At 41.0% G+C, this 17,236-nt stretch carries 17 protein-coding genes; 11 read left to right on the plus strand and 6 right to left on the minus strand.

Annotated features, from left to right (window positions below; all coding sequences use genetic code 11):
* Nucleotides 1–157: 157 nt before the first annotated feature.
* The 3 genes from rnjA to def form a co-directional block, all read right to left on the minus strand.
* On the minus strand, nt 158–1,822 hold the full coding sequence (gene rnjA / locus C6Y45_RS16140; protein WP_107586254.1) for a ribonuclease J1: 1,665 nt from the start codon (nt 1,820–1,822) through the stop codon (nt 158–160).
* Nucleotides 1,822–2,037 carry a DNA-dependent RNA polymerase subunit epsilon gene (locus C6Y45_RS16145; RefSeq protein ID WP_107586255.1) on the minus strand — a complete coding sequence of 72 codons (216 nt, stop codon included), beginning with the start codon at nt 2,035–2,037 and terminating at the stop codon, nt 1,822–1,824. The genes rnjA and C6Y45_RS16145 overlap by 1 nt, the downstream gene beginning before the upstream one ends.
* A gap of 586 nt (nt 2,038–2,623) precedes the next feature.
* Nucleotides 2,624–3,205 (minus strand): peptide deformylase, encoded by a 582-nt coding sequence (gene def / locus C6Y45_RS16150; RefSeq protein WP_107586256.1) that lies wholly within the window; start codon nt 3,203–3,205, stop codon nt 2,624–2,626.
* A gap of 610 nt (nt 3,206–3,815) precedes the next feature.
* Between def and pdhA the strand changes: the two genes are divergently transcribed.
* From pdhA to C6Y45_RS16185, 7 genes are all read left to right on the plus strand, one after another.
* Nucleotides 3,816–4,907 carry a pyruvate dehydrogenase (acetyl-transferring) E1 component subunit alpha gene (gene pdhA, locus C6Y45_RS16155; RefSeq protein WP_107586257.1) on the plus strand — a complete coding sequence of 364 codons (1,092 nt, stop codon included), beginning with the start codon at nt 3,816–3,818 and terminating at the stop codon, nt 4,905–4,907.
* Between the two features lie 3 nt (nt 4,908–4,910).
* Nucleotides 4,911–5,888, plus strand: a complete 978-nt coding sequence (locus C6Y45_RS16160; protein WP_107586258.1) for an alpha-ketoacid dehydrogenase subunit beta — start codon at nt 4,911–4,913, stop codon at nt 5,886–5,888.
* Nucleotides 5,889–5,979: 91 nt separating this feature from the next.
* A complete protein-coding gene (locus tag C6Y45_RS16165) occupies nt 5,980–7,287 on the plus strand; it encodes a dihydrolipoamide acetyltransferase family protein (protein ID WP_107586259.1) in 1,308 nt (435 codons plus the stop codon).
* Between the two features lie 3 nt (nt 7,288–7,290).
* A complete protein-coding gene (gene lpdA, locus C6Y45_RS16170) occupies nt 7,291–8,703 on the plus strand; it encodes a dihydrolipoyl dehydrogenase (protein WP_107586260.1) in 1,413 nt (470 codons plus the stop codon).
* Nucleotides 8,704–9,065: 362 nt separating this feature from the next.
* A complete protein-coding gene (locus C6Y45_RS16175; protein ID WP_107586261.1) occupies nt 9,066–10,175 on the plus strand; it encodes a M23 family metallopeptidase in 1,110 nt (369 codons plus the stop codon).
* Between the two features lie 200 nt (nt 10,176–10,375).
* Complete coding sequence (locus C6Y45_RS16180) at nt 10,376–10,816, plus strand: hypothetical protein (RefSeq protein WP_107586262.1); 441 nt, start codon at nt 10,376–10,378, stop codon at nt 10,814–10,816.
* Nucleotides 10,817–11,157: 341 nt separating this feature from the next.
* Nucleotides 11,158–11,454: an SAV0927 family protein gene (locus C6Y45_RS16185; RefSeq protein ID WP_245922691.1), complete on the plus strand. Its 297-nt coding sequence runs from the start codon at nt 11,158–11,160 to the stop codon at nt 11,452–11,454.
* A 176-nt stretch (nt 11,455–11,630) separates the two neighbouring features.
* On the opposite strand, the gene C6Y45_RS16190 is transcribed toward C6Y45_RS16185, so the two are convergent.
* Nucleotides 11,631–13,115 carry an aminotransferase class I/II-fold pyridoxal phosphate-dependent enzyme gene (locus tag C6Y45_RS16190; protein WP_107586264.1) on the minus strand — a complete coding sequence of 495 codons (1,485 nt, stop codon included), beginning with the start codon at nt 13,113–13,115 and terminating at the stop codon, nt 11,631–11,633.
* Nucleotides 13,116–13,245: 130 nt separating this feature from the next.
* On the opposite strand from C6Y45_RS16190, the gene C6Y45_RS16195 reads away from it, so the two are divergent.
* The gene (locus C6Y45_RS16195; protein WP_107586265.1) at nt 13,246–13,518 is read left to right on the plus strand and encodes a UPF0223 family protein; all 273 of its coding nucleotides are present in this window, start codon (nt 13,246–13,248) and stop codon (nt 13,516–13,518) included.
* A gap of 143 nt (nt 13,519–13,661) precedes the next feature.
* Here C6Y45_RS16195 and C6Y45_RS16200 read toward each other — a convergent pair whose 3' ends face one another.
* On the minus strand, nt 13,662–14,306 hold the full coding sequence (locus C6Y45_RS16200) for a YktB family protein (protein ID WP_107586266.1): 645 nt from the start codon (nt 14,304–14,306) through the stop codon (nt 13,662–13,664).
* 375 nt (nt 14,307–14,681) lie between these two features.
* Between C6Y45_RS16200 and C6Y45_RS16205 the strand changes: the two genes are divergently transcribed.
* The gene (locus C6Y45_RS16205) at nt 14,682–14,870 is read left to right on the plus strand and encodes a hypothetical protein (RefSeq protein ID WP_107586267.1); all 189 of its coding nucleotides are present in this window, start codon (nt 14,682–14,684) and stop codon (nt 14,868–14,870) included.
* A 235-nt stretch (nt 14,871–15,105) separates the two neighbouring features.
* A complete protein-coding gene (locus C6Y45_RS16210) occupies nt 15,106–15,876 on the plus strand; it encodes an inositol monophosphatase family protein (protein ID WP_107586268.1) in 771 nt (256 codons plus the stop codon).
* Between the two features lie 212 nt (nt 15,877–16,088).
* Here C6Y45_RS16210 and C6Y45_RS16215 read toward each other — a convergent pair whose 3' ends face one another.
* Complete coding sequence (locus C6Y45_RS16215) at nt 16,089–16,283, minus strand: hypothetical protein (protein ID WP_107586269.1); 195 nt, start codon at nt 16,281–16,283, stop codon at nt 16,089–16,091.
* A gap of 455 nt (nt 16,284–16,738) precedes the next feature.
* Here C6Y45_RS16215 and C6Y45_RS16220 point away from each other — a divergent pair, with 455 nt between their 5' ends.
* The gene (locus C6Y45_RS16220) at nt 16,739–17,092 is read left to right on the plus strand and encodes a YlaH-like family protein (protein WP_107586270.1); all 354 of its coding nucleotides are present in this window, start codon (nt 16,739–16,741) and stop codon (nt 17,090–17,092) included.
* Nucleotides 17,093–17,236: the final 144 nt, after the last annotated feature.

A 17,236-nucleotide genomic window follows, 5' to 3' on the forward strand; every position in this document is an offset into this window, starting at 1 on the left:
GCAGCCTGAGCCTCTTCGGGTGGTTCAAGCTGTTTCGGAAGAAACCCACCGCTTTCCTACATAAAAAAAGAACCAAACGCAGGCCGGAACCATGTATTTGGTAATAACAGTTAATCAACACTCTGAAAAGGGAAGGCCCGGGGGCCTTCCCTTTTTATTAAACTTCCATAATGATAGGCAGTATCATTGGTTTTCGTCGAGTCTTTTCGTAAAGAAAAGGACCGAGTGTATCAGAAATGGAATTTTTAATTTCAGACCACTGAGTAGTTTTGGAACTCATCATATGCTGCAGATGACCATGCAGCTTACGCTGAGCTTCGTTGATCAGGTCGCTGGATTCTCGCATATAAACAAATCCACGGGAAATGATATCCGGACCGGAGGCGACTTTGTAATCTTTCATATTCAAACTTACTACGACAACAACAAGACCTTCTTCAGACAGAATGCGTCTGTCACGCAGCACAATATTTCCGATATCACCAATACCGCTTCCGTCTACATAAATAGAGCCGGCTGGAATTTTCCCGGCAGGAGCTGCTTCATTTTTGTCCATGGCGAGAACATCCCCAATGTCCATAACAAAACAGTTTTCCTCAGGAACTCCACAGTCCTGAGCCATTTCAGCATGCATTTTCAGCATACGGTATTCGCCGTGTATAGGCATGAAATATTTTGGCTTCATAAGACGGAGCATCAGTTTCTGCTCTTCCTGGCTTCCGTGTCCCGAAGTATGGATATCATTAAGAGATCCGTGAATTACTTCTGCACCGGCACGGAAAAGCTGATTGATAATTTTGCTTACGCTCAGCGTGTTTCCAGGAATAGGGGAGGAAGAAAACACCACGGTGTCCCCGGGAATAATCTGAATCTGCCTGTGAGTTCCATGAGCAACTCTGGACAGGGCTGCCATTGGCTCACCCTGGCTTCCTGTACACAAAATCAAAACTTGATCTGCAGGAATTTTATTTAACTGGGAAGCTTCTATAAAAGTGCTTTCGGGAGCTTTAATATAACCGAGCTCTCTTCCGATTGTAATAGCAGATTCCATGCTTCTTCCAAAAACTGCTACTTTTCGCTGATGTTTAACAGCAGCTTCCACAGCCTGTTGAAGACGGTAGATGTTAGAAGCAAACGTAGCAAATATTATACGCCCGTCTACCTTACGGAAAATGGATTCAATACTTTCGCCCACTTTCCTTTCCGACATCGTGAAACCTGGAACTTCGGCGTTGGTGCTGTCGGAAAGAAGACAAAGAACTCCTTCTTCTCCGATCTTAGCCATTTTAGAAAGGTTTGCCGGATGACCCACCGGTGTGAAATCAAATTTGAAATCACCAGTTTGAACAATATTGCCGGAAGGCGTTTTTACAACTACCCCATAGGAATCCGGAATACTGTGAGTAGTGTGGAAGAACGATACAGAGGTTTTCTGGAATTTAACTACAGTATCCTCATTAATTTCATGGAGTTCAGAAGTTCTGAGAAGGCCATGCTCTTCCAGTTTGTTCCGGATAAGAGCGAGAGCAAGCTTCCCGGCATAAATAGGCACGTTAATCGATTTCAAAAGGTATGGAATTCCGCCTATATGATCTTCGTGCCCGTGAGTAATGAAGACCCCTTTGATTTTATCCACGTTTTTCACAAGGTACGTGTAGTCCGGGATAACATAGTCGATACCGAGAAGTTCATCTTCAGGGAATTTGATGCCGGAATCAATAACGATAATTTCGTCCTGAAATTGTACTGCATACATGTTTTTACCGATTTCCCCCAGACCCCCGAGGGAAAATACGGCTACTTGATGATTTTTAACTTTCATTAATCCAACGTCTCAACTTTAAAATCTTCATTTGTTTCTTTTTCGTAAGCTAGAGCGGCATCAGAAAGCGGGGTCACAAACTCAATATTATACTCTCTGTCTTTTAAACCTTTTCGTACTTCTTCCTCTGTTTCGGCCTGAACGTATAAAGAATGGGTACGTTCACGCACTGGAACCTCCGAAAGAGTTTCCTGGTAATAAACCTTATAAATCATTCCTATCCTCTCCTTTTATATCGATTGCTGAATAAAAACCAGGTTTTAAAGTCCGACATTATTTCAAAATCTGCCTATGCAGATTTTTCGGGAAATTGCTGACATGGAATTCCATGCTTCCGGCTGTACAATTTTCCCTTCTGCAGTAAGCTGCTTCGAAATCCGTTCTCTCCACCTTTTACATATTTTAAACCTTCCGCTCTGTCAATTCAAGGTTGACGTTTAAGAGAACATTTGCTTTCAGACGTTTTATCCCTGTGAATGAAAACAGTCCGGACAGGATATTCTACTTCCCTGGCCGGACCGAAAGCTTATTTTCTTTAATTCTAGCTATGGTTGCGGTTCTTACTCAAGAAAGCGGGATCCTTTACATGCTCGTTGATCTCAACGGGTACAACTGCTGAAAACACCGATAAAAAGGACTTAAGCAGATAAAGTTCACTGGTTTAATTTACGGTTATTAGAATGTATATCCTAATTTCACCAATTTTATTGAAAGAATCCTTATGAAAAGGAAAGCGGACGTGCAGCACTTATATATTTTATTTGGAGCTGAATTAATGTTAAATCTTCAGAATAAACCAGTTTAAATGAAGGTTTCGTTTTCACTTCTTATCACTACTGATTTCGAAGGGACAGGTCTTTTAAACTTATCGTGAAGTCCTTCTATGCGGTCATAAAACATTATGCCGTCAAGGTGATCAATTTCGTGCTGAAACACAATAGCTTTATAGCCACGGAAACGATATTTCACTTTCTCACCGGCAATATTAAACGCCTCGATTTTAATTCTCGAGTAGCGTGGTACTATTCCCTCTACCGTCCGGTCTACCGAAAGACACCCTTCTCCAGATTCGAGATAGGTTGTTTCCTGTGAATGACTGACAATTTTAGGATTGAAAAAAGCGTACTCTTCAGTTTCACCTTCATCCTCCATTGTCCGCACGACAATCATCCTCTTGCTGATATTAATTTGGGGAGCGGCGAGTCCCACCCCCGGTCTGAGGCTGAACTCTTCAGCAATATCCGGATCCTGACTGTTTCTTAAAAATCCCATCATTTCTTCAAGCTCTTCCTGTTCTTTCCTTGAAGGGGGCATATCCACCGGCTCCGCCTTTTGACGAAGGGTCGGATGGCCTTCTCTTATAATATCATTCATTGTAAGCATCAGACTTACTCCTTTCTTAACGCATCTTTATCTATTTTAATATAAAAATTGAAAAACTGAAATTATAATATTTATTCTGTTTGCTTCCAGGGTAATTAAAAGCATCAGGAGACTGTAATATTACTCTGCCGGTAATCTATAGTGGATTTTTTACAGAGCCGGGAACTGGAGTCCCTTCACTCTTGTATTTTATAGGTGAAACAGACTTCGTAAATTAAATGGATAATTTTGATCGGGAGAGGGTATAGTGATTAACGGTATGCCAAAAAACAAAGCTCATGAAAAAATTAATAGCAAGGAGGTGTAACAGATTGGATGAGCGAATAATACAGTTGCAATAACAATGTGAAGCAGATAACAAGCAGATGACGGAAAAAAGGGGTTTGTAACTAAGTAAAAACGTTGACGAACGATCTTTCTCTCGTGTAAACTAAAAGTCGTAATTGCAGGGTTGTATTAATACTTTTTGAAAGAAACGTATTACAGTAAGCACTGTCGTGCTGTCCGGGGCCGCTGCTTTATAAAAGCCGGTTTCCTGAAGTCGTATTACCGCCGATGAGTTTGCAGGACAGAAAGCTTGTTAAATTATAATGATGAGGTGAAGCTTTTCATGGAGAAAACAAAAGAGCTACAAAAGGTCGAAGAACAGTTTAAAACATTTCAGATTCTTGATGAAAAAGGAAAAGTTGTAAATAAAGATGCTGTACCGGATCTTTCGGATGAACAGCTGAAAGAAATGATGACCCGCATGGTCTATACACGAATTTGGGATCAGCGTGCTATTTCGTTAAACCGACAGGGGCGACTTGGCTTCTATGCACCTGTAGCAGGTCAGGAAGCTTCAATGATCGGTTCTCAGTATGCACTCGATAAAAAGGACTGGATTCTTCCTGGTTACCGGGATGTTCCGCAGATTTATTACCATGGTCTGCCGCTTCACCAGGCTTTCCTCTGGTCCCGTGGCCATTTTAAAGGAGGGCAGGTACCGGAAGGTGTACGTATTATGCTTCCTCAAATTATTATCGGTGCCCAGATTACTCAGACAGCAGGAGTTGCAATGGGACTGAAAAAAGACGGAGAAGAACAGATTGCTATCACGTATACCGGAGATGGTGGTGCTTCCCAGGGTGATTTTTATGAAGGAATGAACTTTGCCGGTGCTTATAATCTTCCAGCAGTTTTTGTCGTTCAGAATAACCGTTTTGCTATTTCTGTGCCGGTGGAAGAGCAGTCAGCTGCTAAAACTATTGCACAGAAAGCTGTTGCTGCCGGTATTCACGGCCAGCAGGTGGACGGAATGGACATCCTGGCTGTTTATGCTGCTACTAAAGAAGCGAGAGACCGCGGACTGGAAGGAAACGGACCAACGCTTCTTGAACTTCTGACGTACCGGTATGGTCCTCACACTATGGCTGGTGATGATCCGACAAGATACCGTACTTCAGAAGAAGACGAAGAATGGGAGAAAAAAGACCCGCTCGTAAGATTCCGGAAATTCCTTGAAAATAAGAAGCTATGGTCTGAAGAAGAAGAAGAAAAAATTGTGGAGCAGGCTAAGGAAGATATTAAAGCGGCTATCAAAGAAGCAGATGGTGCCGGTAAACAGAAGGTTACGGACCTGATTGATATCACTTATTCTGATGTTAAGCCCGCAAACCTTGAAGAGCAGCGGAAAGAATACGAGAAGAAGGAGTCGAAGTAAGCTATGGCCCAGATGACAATGATTCAAGCAATTACTGATGCAATGCGTAATGAATTAAGCAACGATGAAAAAGTACTCGTATACGGAGAAGACGTCGGCAAGAACGGTGGAGTTTTCCGGGCGACGGACGGACTGCAAAAAGAATTTGGAGAAGAACGCGTATTTGATACACCGCTTGCGGAGTCAGGAATTGGAGGCCTCGCGCACGGTCTCAGCCTGACAGGATACCGATCCGTAATGGAGCTTCAGTTCTTTGGTTTTGTGTTTGAGGCTTTTGATTCCGTGGCCGGTCAAATGGCCCGTCTGAACTATCGGTCCGGTGGTGTTTATAATGCCCCTGTTACAATCCGTTCGCCTTTTGGCGGCGGGGTTAAAACGCCGGAAATGCACGCAGACAGTCTGGAAGGGCTTATGGCTCAGACTCCGGGGCTGAAAGTAGTTATTCCTTCAAACCCTTATGACGCAAAAGGACTTCTAATTTCAGCTATCCGTGACAACGACCCTGTAGTTTTCCTTGAGCATATGAAGCTTTACCGCTCTTTCCGTGAAGAAGTACCGGAAGAGGAGTATACCGTTCCTCTTGGAAAAGCAGATATTAAGCGGGAAGGCAGCGATATTTCCCTTATTGCCTACGGAGCAATGGTGCAGTCATCCCTTAAGGCTGCTGAAGCACTCGAAAAAGATGGTATTTCAGCAGAAGTAATTGATCTGCGCACAGTAAGTCCACTGGATATCGATACAATTATTGAATCTGTGGAAAAAACCAATCGTGCGGTAGTTATTCAGGAAGCACAGAAACAGGCTGGAGTAGCAGCCACTATTGTAGCTGAAATCAACGATCGTGCAATCCTTAAACTCGAAGCACCGGTAGGGCGTGTAACAGCTCCTGATACTGTATTCCCATTTGCCGCAGCAGAAGATGTATGGCTGCCAAACGAAAAAGATATTGCAGCGAAAGCAAAAGAAATTATCGAATTTTAATTTAAAAACCGATCAGAAGGGTACTTATTTCTATAAATAAGTATCTTCTCTGTCTTAATACTGGGCATTTATAAGAAATGGAGGCATTTACATGGCATACGATTTTAAACTTCCTGACATAGGGGAAGGTATACACGAAGGTGAAATTGTTAAATGGGAAGTGAAAGAAGGGGACGAAATTAAAGAAGATGATGTCCTTTGTGAAGTGCAGAATGATAAAGCGGTAGTAGAAATTCCTTCGCCGGTAGAAGGGACAGTGAAAAAAATTCACGTAGATGAAGGTACCGTTACGACAGTGGGTACTGTAATCGTAACGTTCGAAACGGATGCAGAACCACCGGCAGACGACGAAGAAGAGGAATCTTCTGAAAGCCAGGGCGAAGAAGAAGCCCCTGCTTCAAAAGAAGATACTAAAGAAGATAACGCTGCTGAAAAGGAAGAAGATAAATCGGAAGAATCGGAAGATGACGATTCCCGAATTATAGCGATGCCGTCTGTGCGCAAGTACGCGCGTGAAAAAGACGTGAATATTCGAAAGGTTCAGGGATCCGGCAAGAATGGACGGGTTCTTCGTGAAGATATTGAAGCTTATCTTTCAGGCGATCAAAAGTCTGCTGCAGAGTCGGACGCTGAAGCCGGCGAAGAATCATCAAAAGAAGAGAAGCAGCCGGCCGCTTCGTATGAACCTGCTGAAGGCCAGGCAGAAACACGCGAAAAAATGAGCGGTATGCGTAAAGCGATTTCCAAAGCGATGGTTAACTCCAAGCATACAGCGCCACACGTAACACTCATGGACGAAGTTGATGTCACTGCACTCGTTGCGCACCGTAAACAGTTTAAGCCGGTAGCTGAGGAAAAAGGTATTAAATTGACTTTCCTCCCGTATGTAGTTAAAGCTCTTACAAGTGCTGTGCGGGAATACCCTGTGCTTAACACTTCACTGGATGACTCAACAGAAGAAATTATTCACAAGCACTATTACAATATCGGAATAGCAGCAGATACGGATAAAGGGCTGCTTGTGCCGGTAGTCAAAAATACAGACCGTAAATCGATTTTCAAGATTTCGGATGAAATCAATGATCTCGCTGGAAAAGCCCGTGATGGTAAGCTCGCTTCTGAAGAAATGAAAGGCGGATCCATTACCATTACTAATATCGGTTCTGCGGGAGGCCAGTGGTTCACACCGGTTATCAATCATCCGGAAGTAGCCATTCTCGGAATTGGCCGTATCGCTGAAAAGGCAGTTGTTAAAGACGGAGAAGTTGTAACAGCTCCTGTTTTAGCCTTGTCTTTAAGCTTTGATCATCGTATCATTGATGGTGCGACAGCGCAGCACGCAATGAACCATATTAAGCGTCTGTTAAACGATCCACAATTACTAGTTATGGAGGGATAGTGCATGGTAGTAGGAGATTTTCCAGTTGAGGTGGACACGCTCGTAATCGGTTCCGGTCCCGGAGGGTATGTAGCGGCGATCCGTGCAGCTCAACTTGGCCAGAAAGTAACGATTGTAGAAAAAGAAAACATGGGTGGAGTATGCCTTAACGTCGGGTGTATTCCTTCCAAAGCAATGATCGAGGCGGGGCATCGTTACCATAATGCCAACAATTCCGACGATATGGGAATTTCAGTCGGTAAAGTAGACCTTGATTTTTCAAAAGTACAAAAGTGGAAAGCATCTGTAGTTGAAAAGCTGACAGGAGGAGTAGAAGGACTTCTCAAAGGTAATAACGTAGAAATTATTCGGGGAGAAGCTTATTTTGGTGAAGACTCCACCGCTAAAGTTATGGACGAGAAATCCTCCCAGACGTACAAATTTAAAAATTGTATCGTTGCTACCGGCTCTTCTCCAATTGAACTTCCGAAATTCAAGTTCAAAGAAGGTAAAGTAGTTTCTTCCACAGGTGCACTAGCCCTGAAAGAAGTTCCGGAGAAAATGGTTGTAATCGGCGGAGGCTATATCGGAGTTGAGCTTGGCTCGGCATATGCCGACCTAGGTTCAGAGGTGACAATTCTGGAAGGGACAAAACAGATTCTTCCAGGTTTTGAAAAGCAGATGAGCCAGCTCGTTTCCAAGCGACTGAAAAATAAAGGCGTTACAATCAAAACAGAAGCTTTTGCACAGGAAATGGAAGAAACTGATGATGGTGTAAAAGTTAAAGCGGAAGTTAAAGGCAAGGAAGAAGAGTTTGAAGGTAATGTGCTTCTTGTAACTGTTGGACGCCGTCCAAATACTGACGAGCTCGGTCTTGAGCAGGCAGGGATTGAATTAGATGATAAAGGTCTGGTAAAAATTGATAACCAGTGCCGTACGTCTGTTTCCAATATTTACGCTATTGGTGACATAGTTGCCGGACCGGCACTTGCGCATAAAGCTTCCTACGAAGCTAAAGTAGCTGCTGAAGCTATTTCTGGGGAACCAACACAGATTGATTATACAGCTATTCCAGAGGTAGTTTTCTCCGGTCCTGAGCTTGCCCAGGTAGGACTGACGGAAGCGCAGGCAAAAGAAGAGGGCTATGAAGTCACTGCTTCCAAGTTTCCTTTCCAGGCAAATGGACGTGCACTTTCACTGAACGAGTCTGAAGGCTTTATGAAAATGGTTACACGTAAAGAGGACGGACTTGTACTTGGTGTGCAGATCGCGGGTCACAATGCCTCTGATATGATCTCAGAAGCCTGTGTAGCGATTGAAGCAGGTATGACTGCTGAAGATCTTGCACTGACTATCCATGCTCATCCTTCACTTGGTGAAATTACAATGGAAACAGCAGAGCTCGCTCTGGGCATGCCTATACATGTTACAAAATAGTTAACAGGAGCTCCGCATTGCGGAGCTCTTTTTTTAATTACATTTACTTTAGATGTGTTTTATCGAGAAGAAGGTCTAATTATCAATTCAGAAGTTTTTTATACAAAACCCTTGTGCTAAAATAATAATAAGCTTTATGGTTCTAATATTATAAAACCATTCATCACGTGACGGTTCTTTAGAAATTGTTTAGAAGATCGGTTTATACATATTAATTTCAAAGATTAGTAAGGGCACCGTTCATACCGAAAACTTGACTGCCATCCGCCGGGAGCAGATTAAACCACACGAACCTTTAATAAATCATACTCAAACAGCTGGCAGATATACATTGCCGGAAAACAATCGAAGGAGCTAACATAATGAAACGTATATTAACGTGCTTATCCGCTGGAAGCTTTCTAATTTTGATTGGAGCCTGCGGGTCTGAAGAATCTACAGGGAACAATAATATAAAAAGCGAGCAAAATCAGAACAGTCAAAACAGCGATGCTGAAAAAACCAACGAAGAAAACGAAAAATATACGAACACTCTGGAAATTGTTGAATTAAGCAGTCAGGATGAGAAATTAGTTGTTCTGGAGGACTTAGTGGAAGAGATAAACGGGGAATTGGATTATGATACTGTAAACAGAACTGCCCGGGCTTCAGTAGGAGAGAGAGAATTTTACATGGTGGAGGATATTCCCGTAGTGGAAGTGAACGGTCAATACCTTCCTTACGACGATATTCAATTATTTTTTGATGAAGAAACTCCTTACGTTACTCTGGCTTTTTTGGATAAGGCACTGGAAGGTGACTACCAGCTTGAAGAAAGCAATGTGAATTTCACGATAGAAGATGAAGAATGGGAAGAAATAGGTAACGACGTTTCTATTCACGATAAATCGCCTTCGGAAATGGTAGATTTTCTAAGCTTTCTGGAGAGACCGATCGAAGGCGCCTCAGTCAGTACGGTAGAAAGTCATCTTCCGGGAGCGCCTCGGGATTATCGAAACGGAAAACATGAAGGGATAGATTATTACGATTATGCATCGGGAGTGGAAATAACTACCGACACGCCAATCTATGCTATGGCTGAAGGAACTGTCGTCAGGGTGGATCATGATTTTGAAGAATATGATTCTCACGAGGAAAGAAACGCAGAACTTGAAAAAGCAGCAGAGGTCGGGTTTACTCCTGAATACATACTCGATCGATTAAGAGGAATGCAGGTATGGGTCCAGTATCAGGATGGGGTAATGATACGCTTCGCCCATTTGGACAGTATTCCGGATGAGCTGGAACTTGGGGAGAAAGTGGACGAAGAAACTGTCATAGGGTATGTAGGGAATACCGGTACAAGTGATTCACTTAATGGGGGCGACGGAGGTCTGCATCTGCATAAAGATCTTTTGATAAATGGAGAATTATTTTGGGAACCTTATGATCTTGAAGAGACAGCTGCCATTCTCTATGACTTATGGTCATAAATATTTTACTATTAATGGGAAATATTCAGGAGTAAATCACTCTGAATATTTCCTTTTTTATTCGACTTTCGAATCATTTTTACCTATTTATATAACTTTCAAATTTTTTTGACAAAAGACGACAAGAAGAAAAATTTAATTGTGTTATCATAAGCTCAATTAGTTTGATAGAGTTAAAATATAAAGCTGGTGGTGATTTTATGATGAAAAAATCAGATTTCTTAGATGAATTAAGATTGGAAGTCGGGCTGGCCTATGATTATGCATCGAGTCAGGAAGATTTTATTGTTCGAATTTTAAAGACTATTCATACAGTAGCGAAAAGGGAAGCAGTACTTACAATACATTCCCTCCAAAATGAAAAATTAAAGCTGACATACGCTCTCGGCATCCGGGGCCTTACGAAAAAGCAGGAGCTTTTTGGTCAGGGATTTTTATTTCCAGACCGTCTTCAGATGGTGACCTTTATTCAAAAAGAAAACGATCAGGTGCTTTTTCTTCCAATTTATGACCGTGGAAATCTTAAGTTTGTTATTTCAGTAAAATTAATGAACAGTAATTATAAAATAACAAGGCAGGACATTATCTTTGCACAGGAACTTGCACAATTTATTCAGGCTAAACAGTCAACTTTTCAATAAAGTGAAAAGTTGACTGTTTTTTATTTCCGCTGTGTTAAAGTCTACGGTTGATGTCTGAAGAAACCTCCGTTTTCAACAGGCCTGCCGTGGAATCTTCCAATCTCCTTTTTTGCTTCGTACATTCTTTATGGAAAAGAAGGGTTTCTGCTTTTCATGAGCTCTGTTCTTTATTTCATAAAACAGGTGTGCGAGCAGAGACATCTGTGAAAAGCGGCCGGTCTTTACTCAGCTGCTTTACCTTTTACAGGAGGTTAAGAAAAGCTTTAAAGCAAAGAAATTGAAAGGATTGTTTAATAGTCTGAATTTTCGTATAATATTAATGAGGAGGGATTAATGTGACTATGTACAGAGAACTTTACAATGTTCACGAAAAAACAGATGTTCAGTTTGTAGGAGTCGATATTGCAGGGGATCGTTACGACTTTGCAGTTCTTTATACAAGTATGTTTTTCGGGAAAATTCTTCTTATCTGTATGCATACCGGCAGACAGGTGCTGCTGGAATATGACCATCTTGACGACATCACAAACCTTTCCGGAATGCTTCATGTGGACGATGAAGAGGATATGGCTATTCTAGCCGAATTTCTAAAGGAATCCCTCGGGATGTATGCCGCCCGTCCACCTGTTAAATTATAACAGTGGAATTGGATACGTTGTAAATACATGAAATACTATAATAAAGTTAAAAAGTAATGTGATTTTCACCTGTTATGATTTATTTTATAATGGTTACAAAAGGATATACTTTGTAATGATGTAAAACAAATAAAAGCTGCCCATTAGATGGCAGCTTTTATTTGTATTTAAGCACTTTAGATAATAGCTTTTCGTTCTTTTATAACAAGCAGATTTTTCAGGGTAGGATCTTCGGGTCCCTGGACTGGAAGGCCGGTGTCGATATTTTTCTGAATATAATCGAGATTTTCCTGTTCGATTATTTCCCCCGGTATGAAGATTGGAATACCGGGAGGATAAATCATCATAAATTCAGCGCTGACTCTTCCAGCGGATTCATGAAGCGGAATCGACTCCGTCTCCGCATAAAAAGCTTCCCGCGGGGAATAAGCCAGTGTAGGGATGTTGGGCACGTCTACGTGCCATCCGTTCTCAGGTGGATTATCCGAAGTTCTAAAGCGTTCAGACAGTTCTTTAAGAGCTTCTATCAGTGTTGTAATTGTATTTTCACTATCACCAAAAGTTATCAGAAATAGAATATTGTATAAATCAGAAAGCTCGACTTCAATATTTTTTTCCTGACGGAGCCAGACTTCCGCTTCGTAGCCGGTAATATGGAGATTCTTAATAGAAACAGTAAGTTTAGTAACGTCCATATCAAATCTTGCGTGATTATTTAAAAATTCTTTTCCGGGTGAAAAAATACCTGGTATATTGTTAATTTCATGCCGGGCAGTCTCGGCCAGTTTTCGAATTCGGGAAAGTTCCTGATTTCCAGAAACCGCAAGATAGCGTCGGGCAGTGTCAAGAGAAGCCAGCAGCAGATAGGAAGTGGAAGTAGTAGTCAGCATGCTGATCACAGACTGAACGCGGTTAGGCTGAACAAGGGTACCCTGTACGTTCAGCACAGAGCTCTGAGTCAGGGACCCTCCAAGTTTATGAACACTTGTAGCGGCCATATCTGCCCCTGCTTCCATTGCAGATAAGGGGAAATTTTCATGAAAATGAATATGCACACCATGGGCTTCGTCTACAAGTACGGGTACATTGTAGGAATGTGCAGTTTCTACGATTGCCTGTAAGTTGGCAGAAATACCAAAATAAGTTGGATTAATCACGAGAAGTCCTTTAGCATCCGGATGCACAGTCAGGGCTCTTTCAACAGATTCAAGAGAAATTCCATGTGAAATTCCGAGATCTTCATCCAGCTCAGGATGTATGAAAATTGGCGTTGCACCGGAAAATATAATAGCGGACATAATAGACTTGTGTACGTTTCTAGGTACAATAATTTTGTCCCCTGGGGCACATACAGACATAATCATCGTCATTATCGCTCCGCTCGTACCCTGGACAGAAAAAAAGGTATGCTCAGCCCCGAACGCTTCTGCAGCATATTCCTGGGCCTCTTTTATAATTCCGTGAGGATGATGGAGGTCATCAAGAGGAGCAATATTAATCATATCTATAGATAGAGCGTTTTCTCCTAAAAATTCCCGGAATTCAGGATCCATTCCGGTACCTTTTTTATGTCCGGGAATATGAAACTGAAGCGGGTTTTTGGATTTGTGTGCAAGCAGCCCCTCGTATAGAGGCGCTCGGGATTGGTCATTCGAATACAAGGGAGGAGCCTCCTCTTCTTTAGAATTACTCTTTTTTTTGGTATGATATTTTAAGATCGTTGGAACAGAATGAAGTATACTAGATTGTGAATAAAATGAACAGATAAATAACCAGGAAAAGGAGATATATATGAATAAAGATATCAGGTTTCCAATTTCAATGGACTGGACAAAAGATGAAATTGTCGATGTTGTAAACTTTTTCGAAATCGTGGATCAGGTGTATAGTAAAGGTGCTGAACGGAACACCATTCTTACACTGTACAACTATTTTAAAAAAGTTGTTCCTTCTAAAGCAGAAGAAAAGCAGCATTTCAAAGATTATGAAGAGCAGACGGGACAGATTCCTTATGAAGTTATCAAAAAAGCAAAAAGCAGCGGGGAATCAATTATTAAAGTTTAGACTTTGTTAAGATAAAACTGGATTTCGTTTTATTTACTGAGGCAGGTCGCTATAGTAAGCACAATTATATATACAACTAAAGCTGGATTTAAAAAAGCACAGTGGATTTTATCCGCTGTGCTTTCAGTGTCAAAACGTGCAGTTTAAACTTTTTGTTCATACAGCTCCATACTTAACTCGTAAAGAGGAAGAAGGGTAGTAAAGGCCTCTTCTATTCTATCAATCAGAACTTCTCCGTCTTTTACAGCGGGATCGTCGTCACCGAGAGTAATTCCGCACAAAATCTCTGCTTTCTTTATTTCAGAAAGGCGGTTTGTTATTTTTTTAAAAGATTCTTCAGTTAAGTCGGAATGGGAAAGTGTTTCCGGTTTAGTATGATCTATACTCCATTCAAACGAGTTCGGGATGTCCCGCAGGATTTCATCTGCTTTTTCATGGAGCTTGTGGCCAAGTGCTTCCTTTACAGGAGACTCATAAATAACAGCAAACCATACGAAGACGTGTGAACCAAACAGTCCGATCTGAAAATGAGGAAGCTTTTTATAACCCCTTTTACTGTTACCGAAAGCTACCCATGTATCATCCGGGGGATTAACTTTTCTACGGGCATGCTTCGCTACATGGTAATAAATATCACTGCCGGTTTTTTGTGTTAAAAATTCTTTGAAATGTTCTCCGAGGAATTCAAGTTTCGGGCGGATATTCTCCTTTAATGCGTCCATGCGCTCATCAAGACCTTCTACAGCAAATACGTCAAAATCATCTTCACTGAATCCTTGAAAGTTCATATTACCACCATCTTTTCTAAAATTAGCTCTGTAGGCGTTCAGCTGTTCAGGGTTCCACTTCAGGTTTGCCGAAAAGACCGGAAATGTTGAATACTGTTAAAATAGAGTGGTTTTCCTGCAACTGGAAGCGCCTATACACATTAAATAAAATCTAGAACAACCATACAATAAACTTTATTGTAGCAAACGTAAATAAAGAATTAAAATAAATAGGTTTAAATAAAGTTAAAATGTGGAATTTTAAAAATAACTAAATAAATAGTTGCAAAATTCCGATAAATGCACTAATCTTATAATAACTCCATATAGATATGCATAGGGGTATTTATCGAGTTAAAAAAATCCGAATATTCGGAGAAAAAAGGGGTGCGAAACATGGAGAAGGTCATTCAAACGTTGAAGAGAAAAGATGGGGAGCGTCGTATCCCTGTGCTCAAGCTGGAGATCGATTACGAACTACAGACACTTTTTGACGCTATGCAGGCAGAAGAGTCGGAGCAGGTGGAACTCAGCAAACATAAGCTGGAAGAGCTGCGCGGAGAATGGCTACGCCTCGAAGCATGATAATGTGGCAGGTACTCGTCATGAATTGCAGCTGATTTGAAAAGTATAAAGATAATTAAGAAACTGTGGCATATTGCCCTTCATGGATGTATTTTTCATGGAGGGATTTTTACGGGCGCTCCTGAATTAACCTCTTTAGTACCTTCTCCATCACCTCAATAAATATTTGCCTGCAGCTATCCTTGTGTGATATAAGTGAATACATCACTGATACGACAAAGGATGTGTAAGCAGGATGAATAAATTTACCCTCAAAGCGACAGCTGAATCCTATGTCAGGGAAGCAGCAGAATATATTCGGGAAAAAATGCAGTATTCCTATGGTATTGATACGAAAGAAGATAAAAACGATCTTGTAACAGATGTAGATAAAAGTGTTGAAGATCTTTTTAAGAATAAAATTAAGGACAATTTTCCCGGTCACCGACTCATGGGGGAAGAAGGGTCTTTTGAAAATATTAAAGATTTAGAAGGTACGGTCTGGATACTGGATCCTATAGATGGAACAGTAAATTTTGTTCATATGGGAACCAATTTTGCAATTTCTTTAGGTATTTTTGAAGACGGGGAACCTTTGATTGGAATTATTTACGACGTTATGAATGATGAATTGTATACCTCAATTAAGGGAGAAGGGGCTTATTTGAATGATGCGAAACTTCCTGAATTAAGGCACAGGTCATTGGAGGAGTCGCTTGTAAGCTTTAATACAGGGTGGGTTTTAAAAGACGAAAAACTACAGCGTATTGTACGAAAAGTGAGAGGTACACGCTCCTACGGCGCTGCTGCTATAGAGCTTGCATACGTAGCTTCAGGCCGAATAGATGCGTATATAAGTATGAAGCTTGCTCCATGGGACATTGCGGCCGGCTATGCCCTTCTTCAGGAAGTAGGCGGTATAGCTACAAATTATAAAGGAGAACAGCTTCAGTTTTTAAGTAAAGATACATTATTTGCTGCAAATCCGGCCGTCTATAAGGAAATTGAAGAAGAACTGTACCGGTAAAAACAAAGCCTCCTTAAAAGCGGCACATGTTAACTGCCTGCTTCGTTTCAGGCATTGCAACGTTAAAACTTGTTAACCGAAATTAATAATGAAACAGCCTGCTCTCTCATAAGAAAGCAGGCTGTTTAACGTACAATTTTATTTATTAGGCCGGGCGTACTTTGAAAGTCCGATATGCTCTTCAAAAAATTTAATCAGGAAATACGTTAATATTAGTCCAATTGCTCAGATTCAGAAGCAAAAATAGCTTTTTTCCGCTTGAACCCGTAGGCGAGTGATCCGCCGAAAAGACCACCAAACAAAAAAAACAGTATAAGACTCATCTGTGCCAGAGCAACACCGAGACCCATCATACCAATAGTGCCGATAACTGCAAGCATAAAAAAAACAATGTCAAAAGACCTCATAGCAGTTCCTCCTTTAATCATTAAACTTATTGTACTTTATATAATCCCAAAATAAAAGATTGTTTAAAATATTCAATTGCTGAATAAAAGGATCATCATATTTTATAAATACAAGCTGTGCTGAAATTCAGTGGTGATTACTGAAGGAAACTACGCTTCAGGCATTCTCATATCAGCACGGAGTCTGGTACTTGAGTGAACCGGATAAAAATAAGATGTATATTCAAATAAAACTGGAAGGTATTATCCATTAAAGGACTTTCTATCAACAGTTTCAGCAGAAGGATCCGCTGAGATAAACGGGTATAAAAACGTCTTTCTTTCCTTACGTAAAAACCCCGGGATTTAACAAGAGCCTGAATACAACAAAGAGACTCTTATATATGTCTCATTTTATTAATTTATGCTATAGTAGAAAAAGTGAAAGAAATACGGCTTTAGGAGTGTATAAATACATGATACTAGCTTCAGGTGCAGGTAATACTGCTTCTCCAAACATGGCCCCGCTTGCTGATTTTCTTGGTGCCGGCGATCCCGAAAACTTTTTGACCGCTTTCTGGATTTTATATATTATTATTAATCTGCTTAGTATTCTCGTTTTTAATCTTGGATTTGCCCGGAAGCTTCCGCTTCTAAAAAATATTGTTGTCTACGCAGCGATGCTCTTCGGAAACATGTTCATAACTTTTTTAGCTTTTACGCTTCCAATTATCGAATCTCTTTTCATTGCTGCTGTCGTACTTGGTATGTACAAACTGCAGCTCAGGCGCCACAAAGCTGAGGATGAAGAAGAGAAACAGACTTCATAAAAAAACTCTGAGTGCTTAATAAAGTGTACCCTATAGAGTAGACACATTAAAAAGTCTACCTATAGGGTACTTTTTTGTATAATGAGAAATAGATAATGAGTAAAGATCGGGGAGAAGATCATGACGAAAAAAACATTCACAGAG

The sequence above is a fragment of the Alkalicoccus saliphilus genome (assembly GCF_003044065.1).
Lineage (GTDB): Bacteria > Bacillota > Bacilli > Bacillales > Salisediminibacteriaceae > Alkalicoccus > Alkalicoccus saliphilus.

Coding starts and splice junctions, on each gene's coding strand:
- rnjA (WP_107586254.1), bottom strand. CDS start 1,822: ATGAAAGTTAAAAATCATCAAGTAGCCGTATTTTCCCTCGGGGGTCTG.
- C6Y45_RS16145 (WP_107586255.1), bottom strand. CDS start 2,037: ATGATTTATAAGGTTTATTACCAGGAAACTCTTTCGGAGGTTCCAGTG.
- def (WP_107586256.1), bottom strand. CDS start 3,205: ATGCTTACAATGAATGATATTATAAGAGAAGGCCATCCGACCCTTCGT.
- pdhA (WP_107586257.1), top strand. CDS start 3,816: ATGGAGAAAACAAAAGAGCTACAAAAGGTCGAAGAACAGTTTAAAACA.
- C6Y45_RS16160 (WP_107586258.1), top strand. CDS start 4,911: ATGGCCCAGATGACAATGATTCAAGCAATTACTGATGCAATGCGTAAT.
- C6Y45_RS16165 (WP_107586259.1), top strand. CDS start 5,980: ATGGCATACGATTTTAAACTTCCTGACATAGGGGAAGGTATACACGAA.
- lpdA (WP_107586260.1), top strand. CDS start 7,291: ATGGTAGTAGGAGATTTTCCAGTTGAGGTGGACACGCTCGTAATCGGT.
- C6Y45_RS16175 (WP_107586261.1), top strand. CDS start 9,066: ATGAAACGTATATTAACGTGCTTATCCGCTGGAAGCTTTCTAATTTTG.
- C6Y45_RS16180 (WP_107586262.1), top strand. CDS start 10,376: ATGATGAAAAAATCAGATTTCTTAGATGAATTAAGATTGGAAGTCGGG.
- C6Y45_RS16185 (WP_245922691.1), top strand. CDS start 11,158: ATGTACAGAGAACTTTACAATGTTCACGAAAAAACAGATGTTCAGTTT.
- C6Y45_RS16195 (WP_107586265.1), top strand. CDS start 13,246: ATGAATAAAGATATCAGGTTTCCAATTTCAATGGACTGGACAAAAGAT.
- C6Y45_RS16200 (WP_107586266.1), bottom strand. CDS start 14,306: ATGAACTTTCAAGGATTCAGTGAAGATGATTTTGACGTATTTGCTGTA.
- C6Y45_RS16205 (WP_107586267.1), top strand. CDS start 14,682: ATGGAGAAGGTCATTCAAACGTTGAAGAGAAAAGATGGGGAGCGTCGT.
- C6Y45_RS16210 (WP_107586268.1), top strand. CDS start 15,106: ATGAATAAATTTACCCTCAAAGCGACAGCTGAATCCTATGTCAGGGAA.
- C6Y45_RS16215 (WP_107586269.1), bottom strand. CDS start 16,283: ATGAGGTCTTTTGACATTGTTTTTTTTATGCTTGCAGTTATCGGCACT.
- C6Y45_RS16220 (WP_107586270.1), top strand. CDS start 16,739: ATGATACTAGCTTCAGGTGCAGGTAATACTGCTTCTCCAAACATGGCC.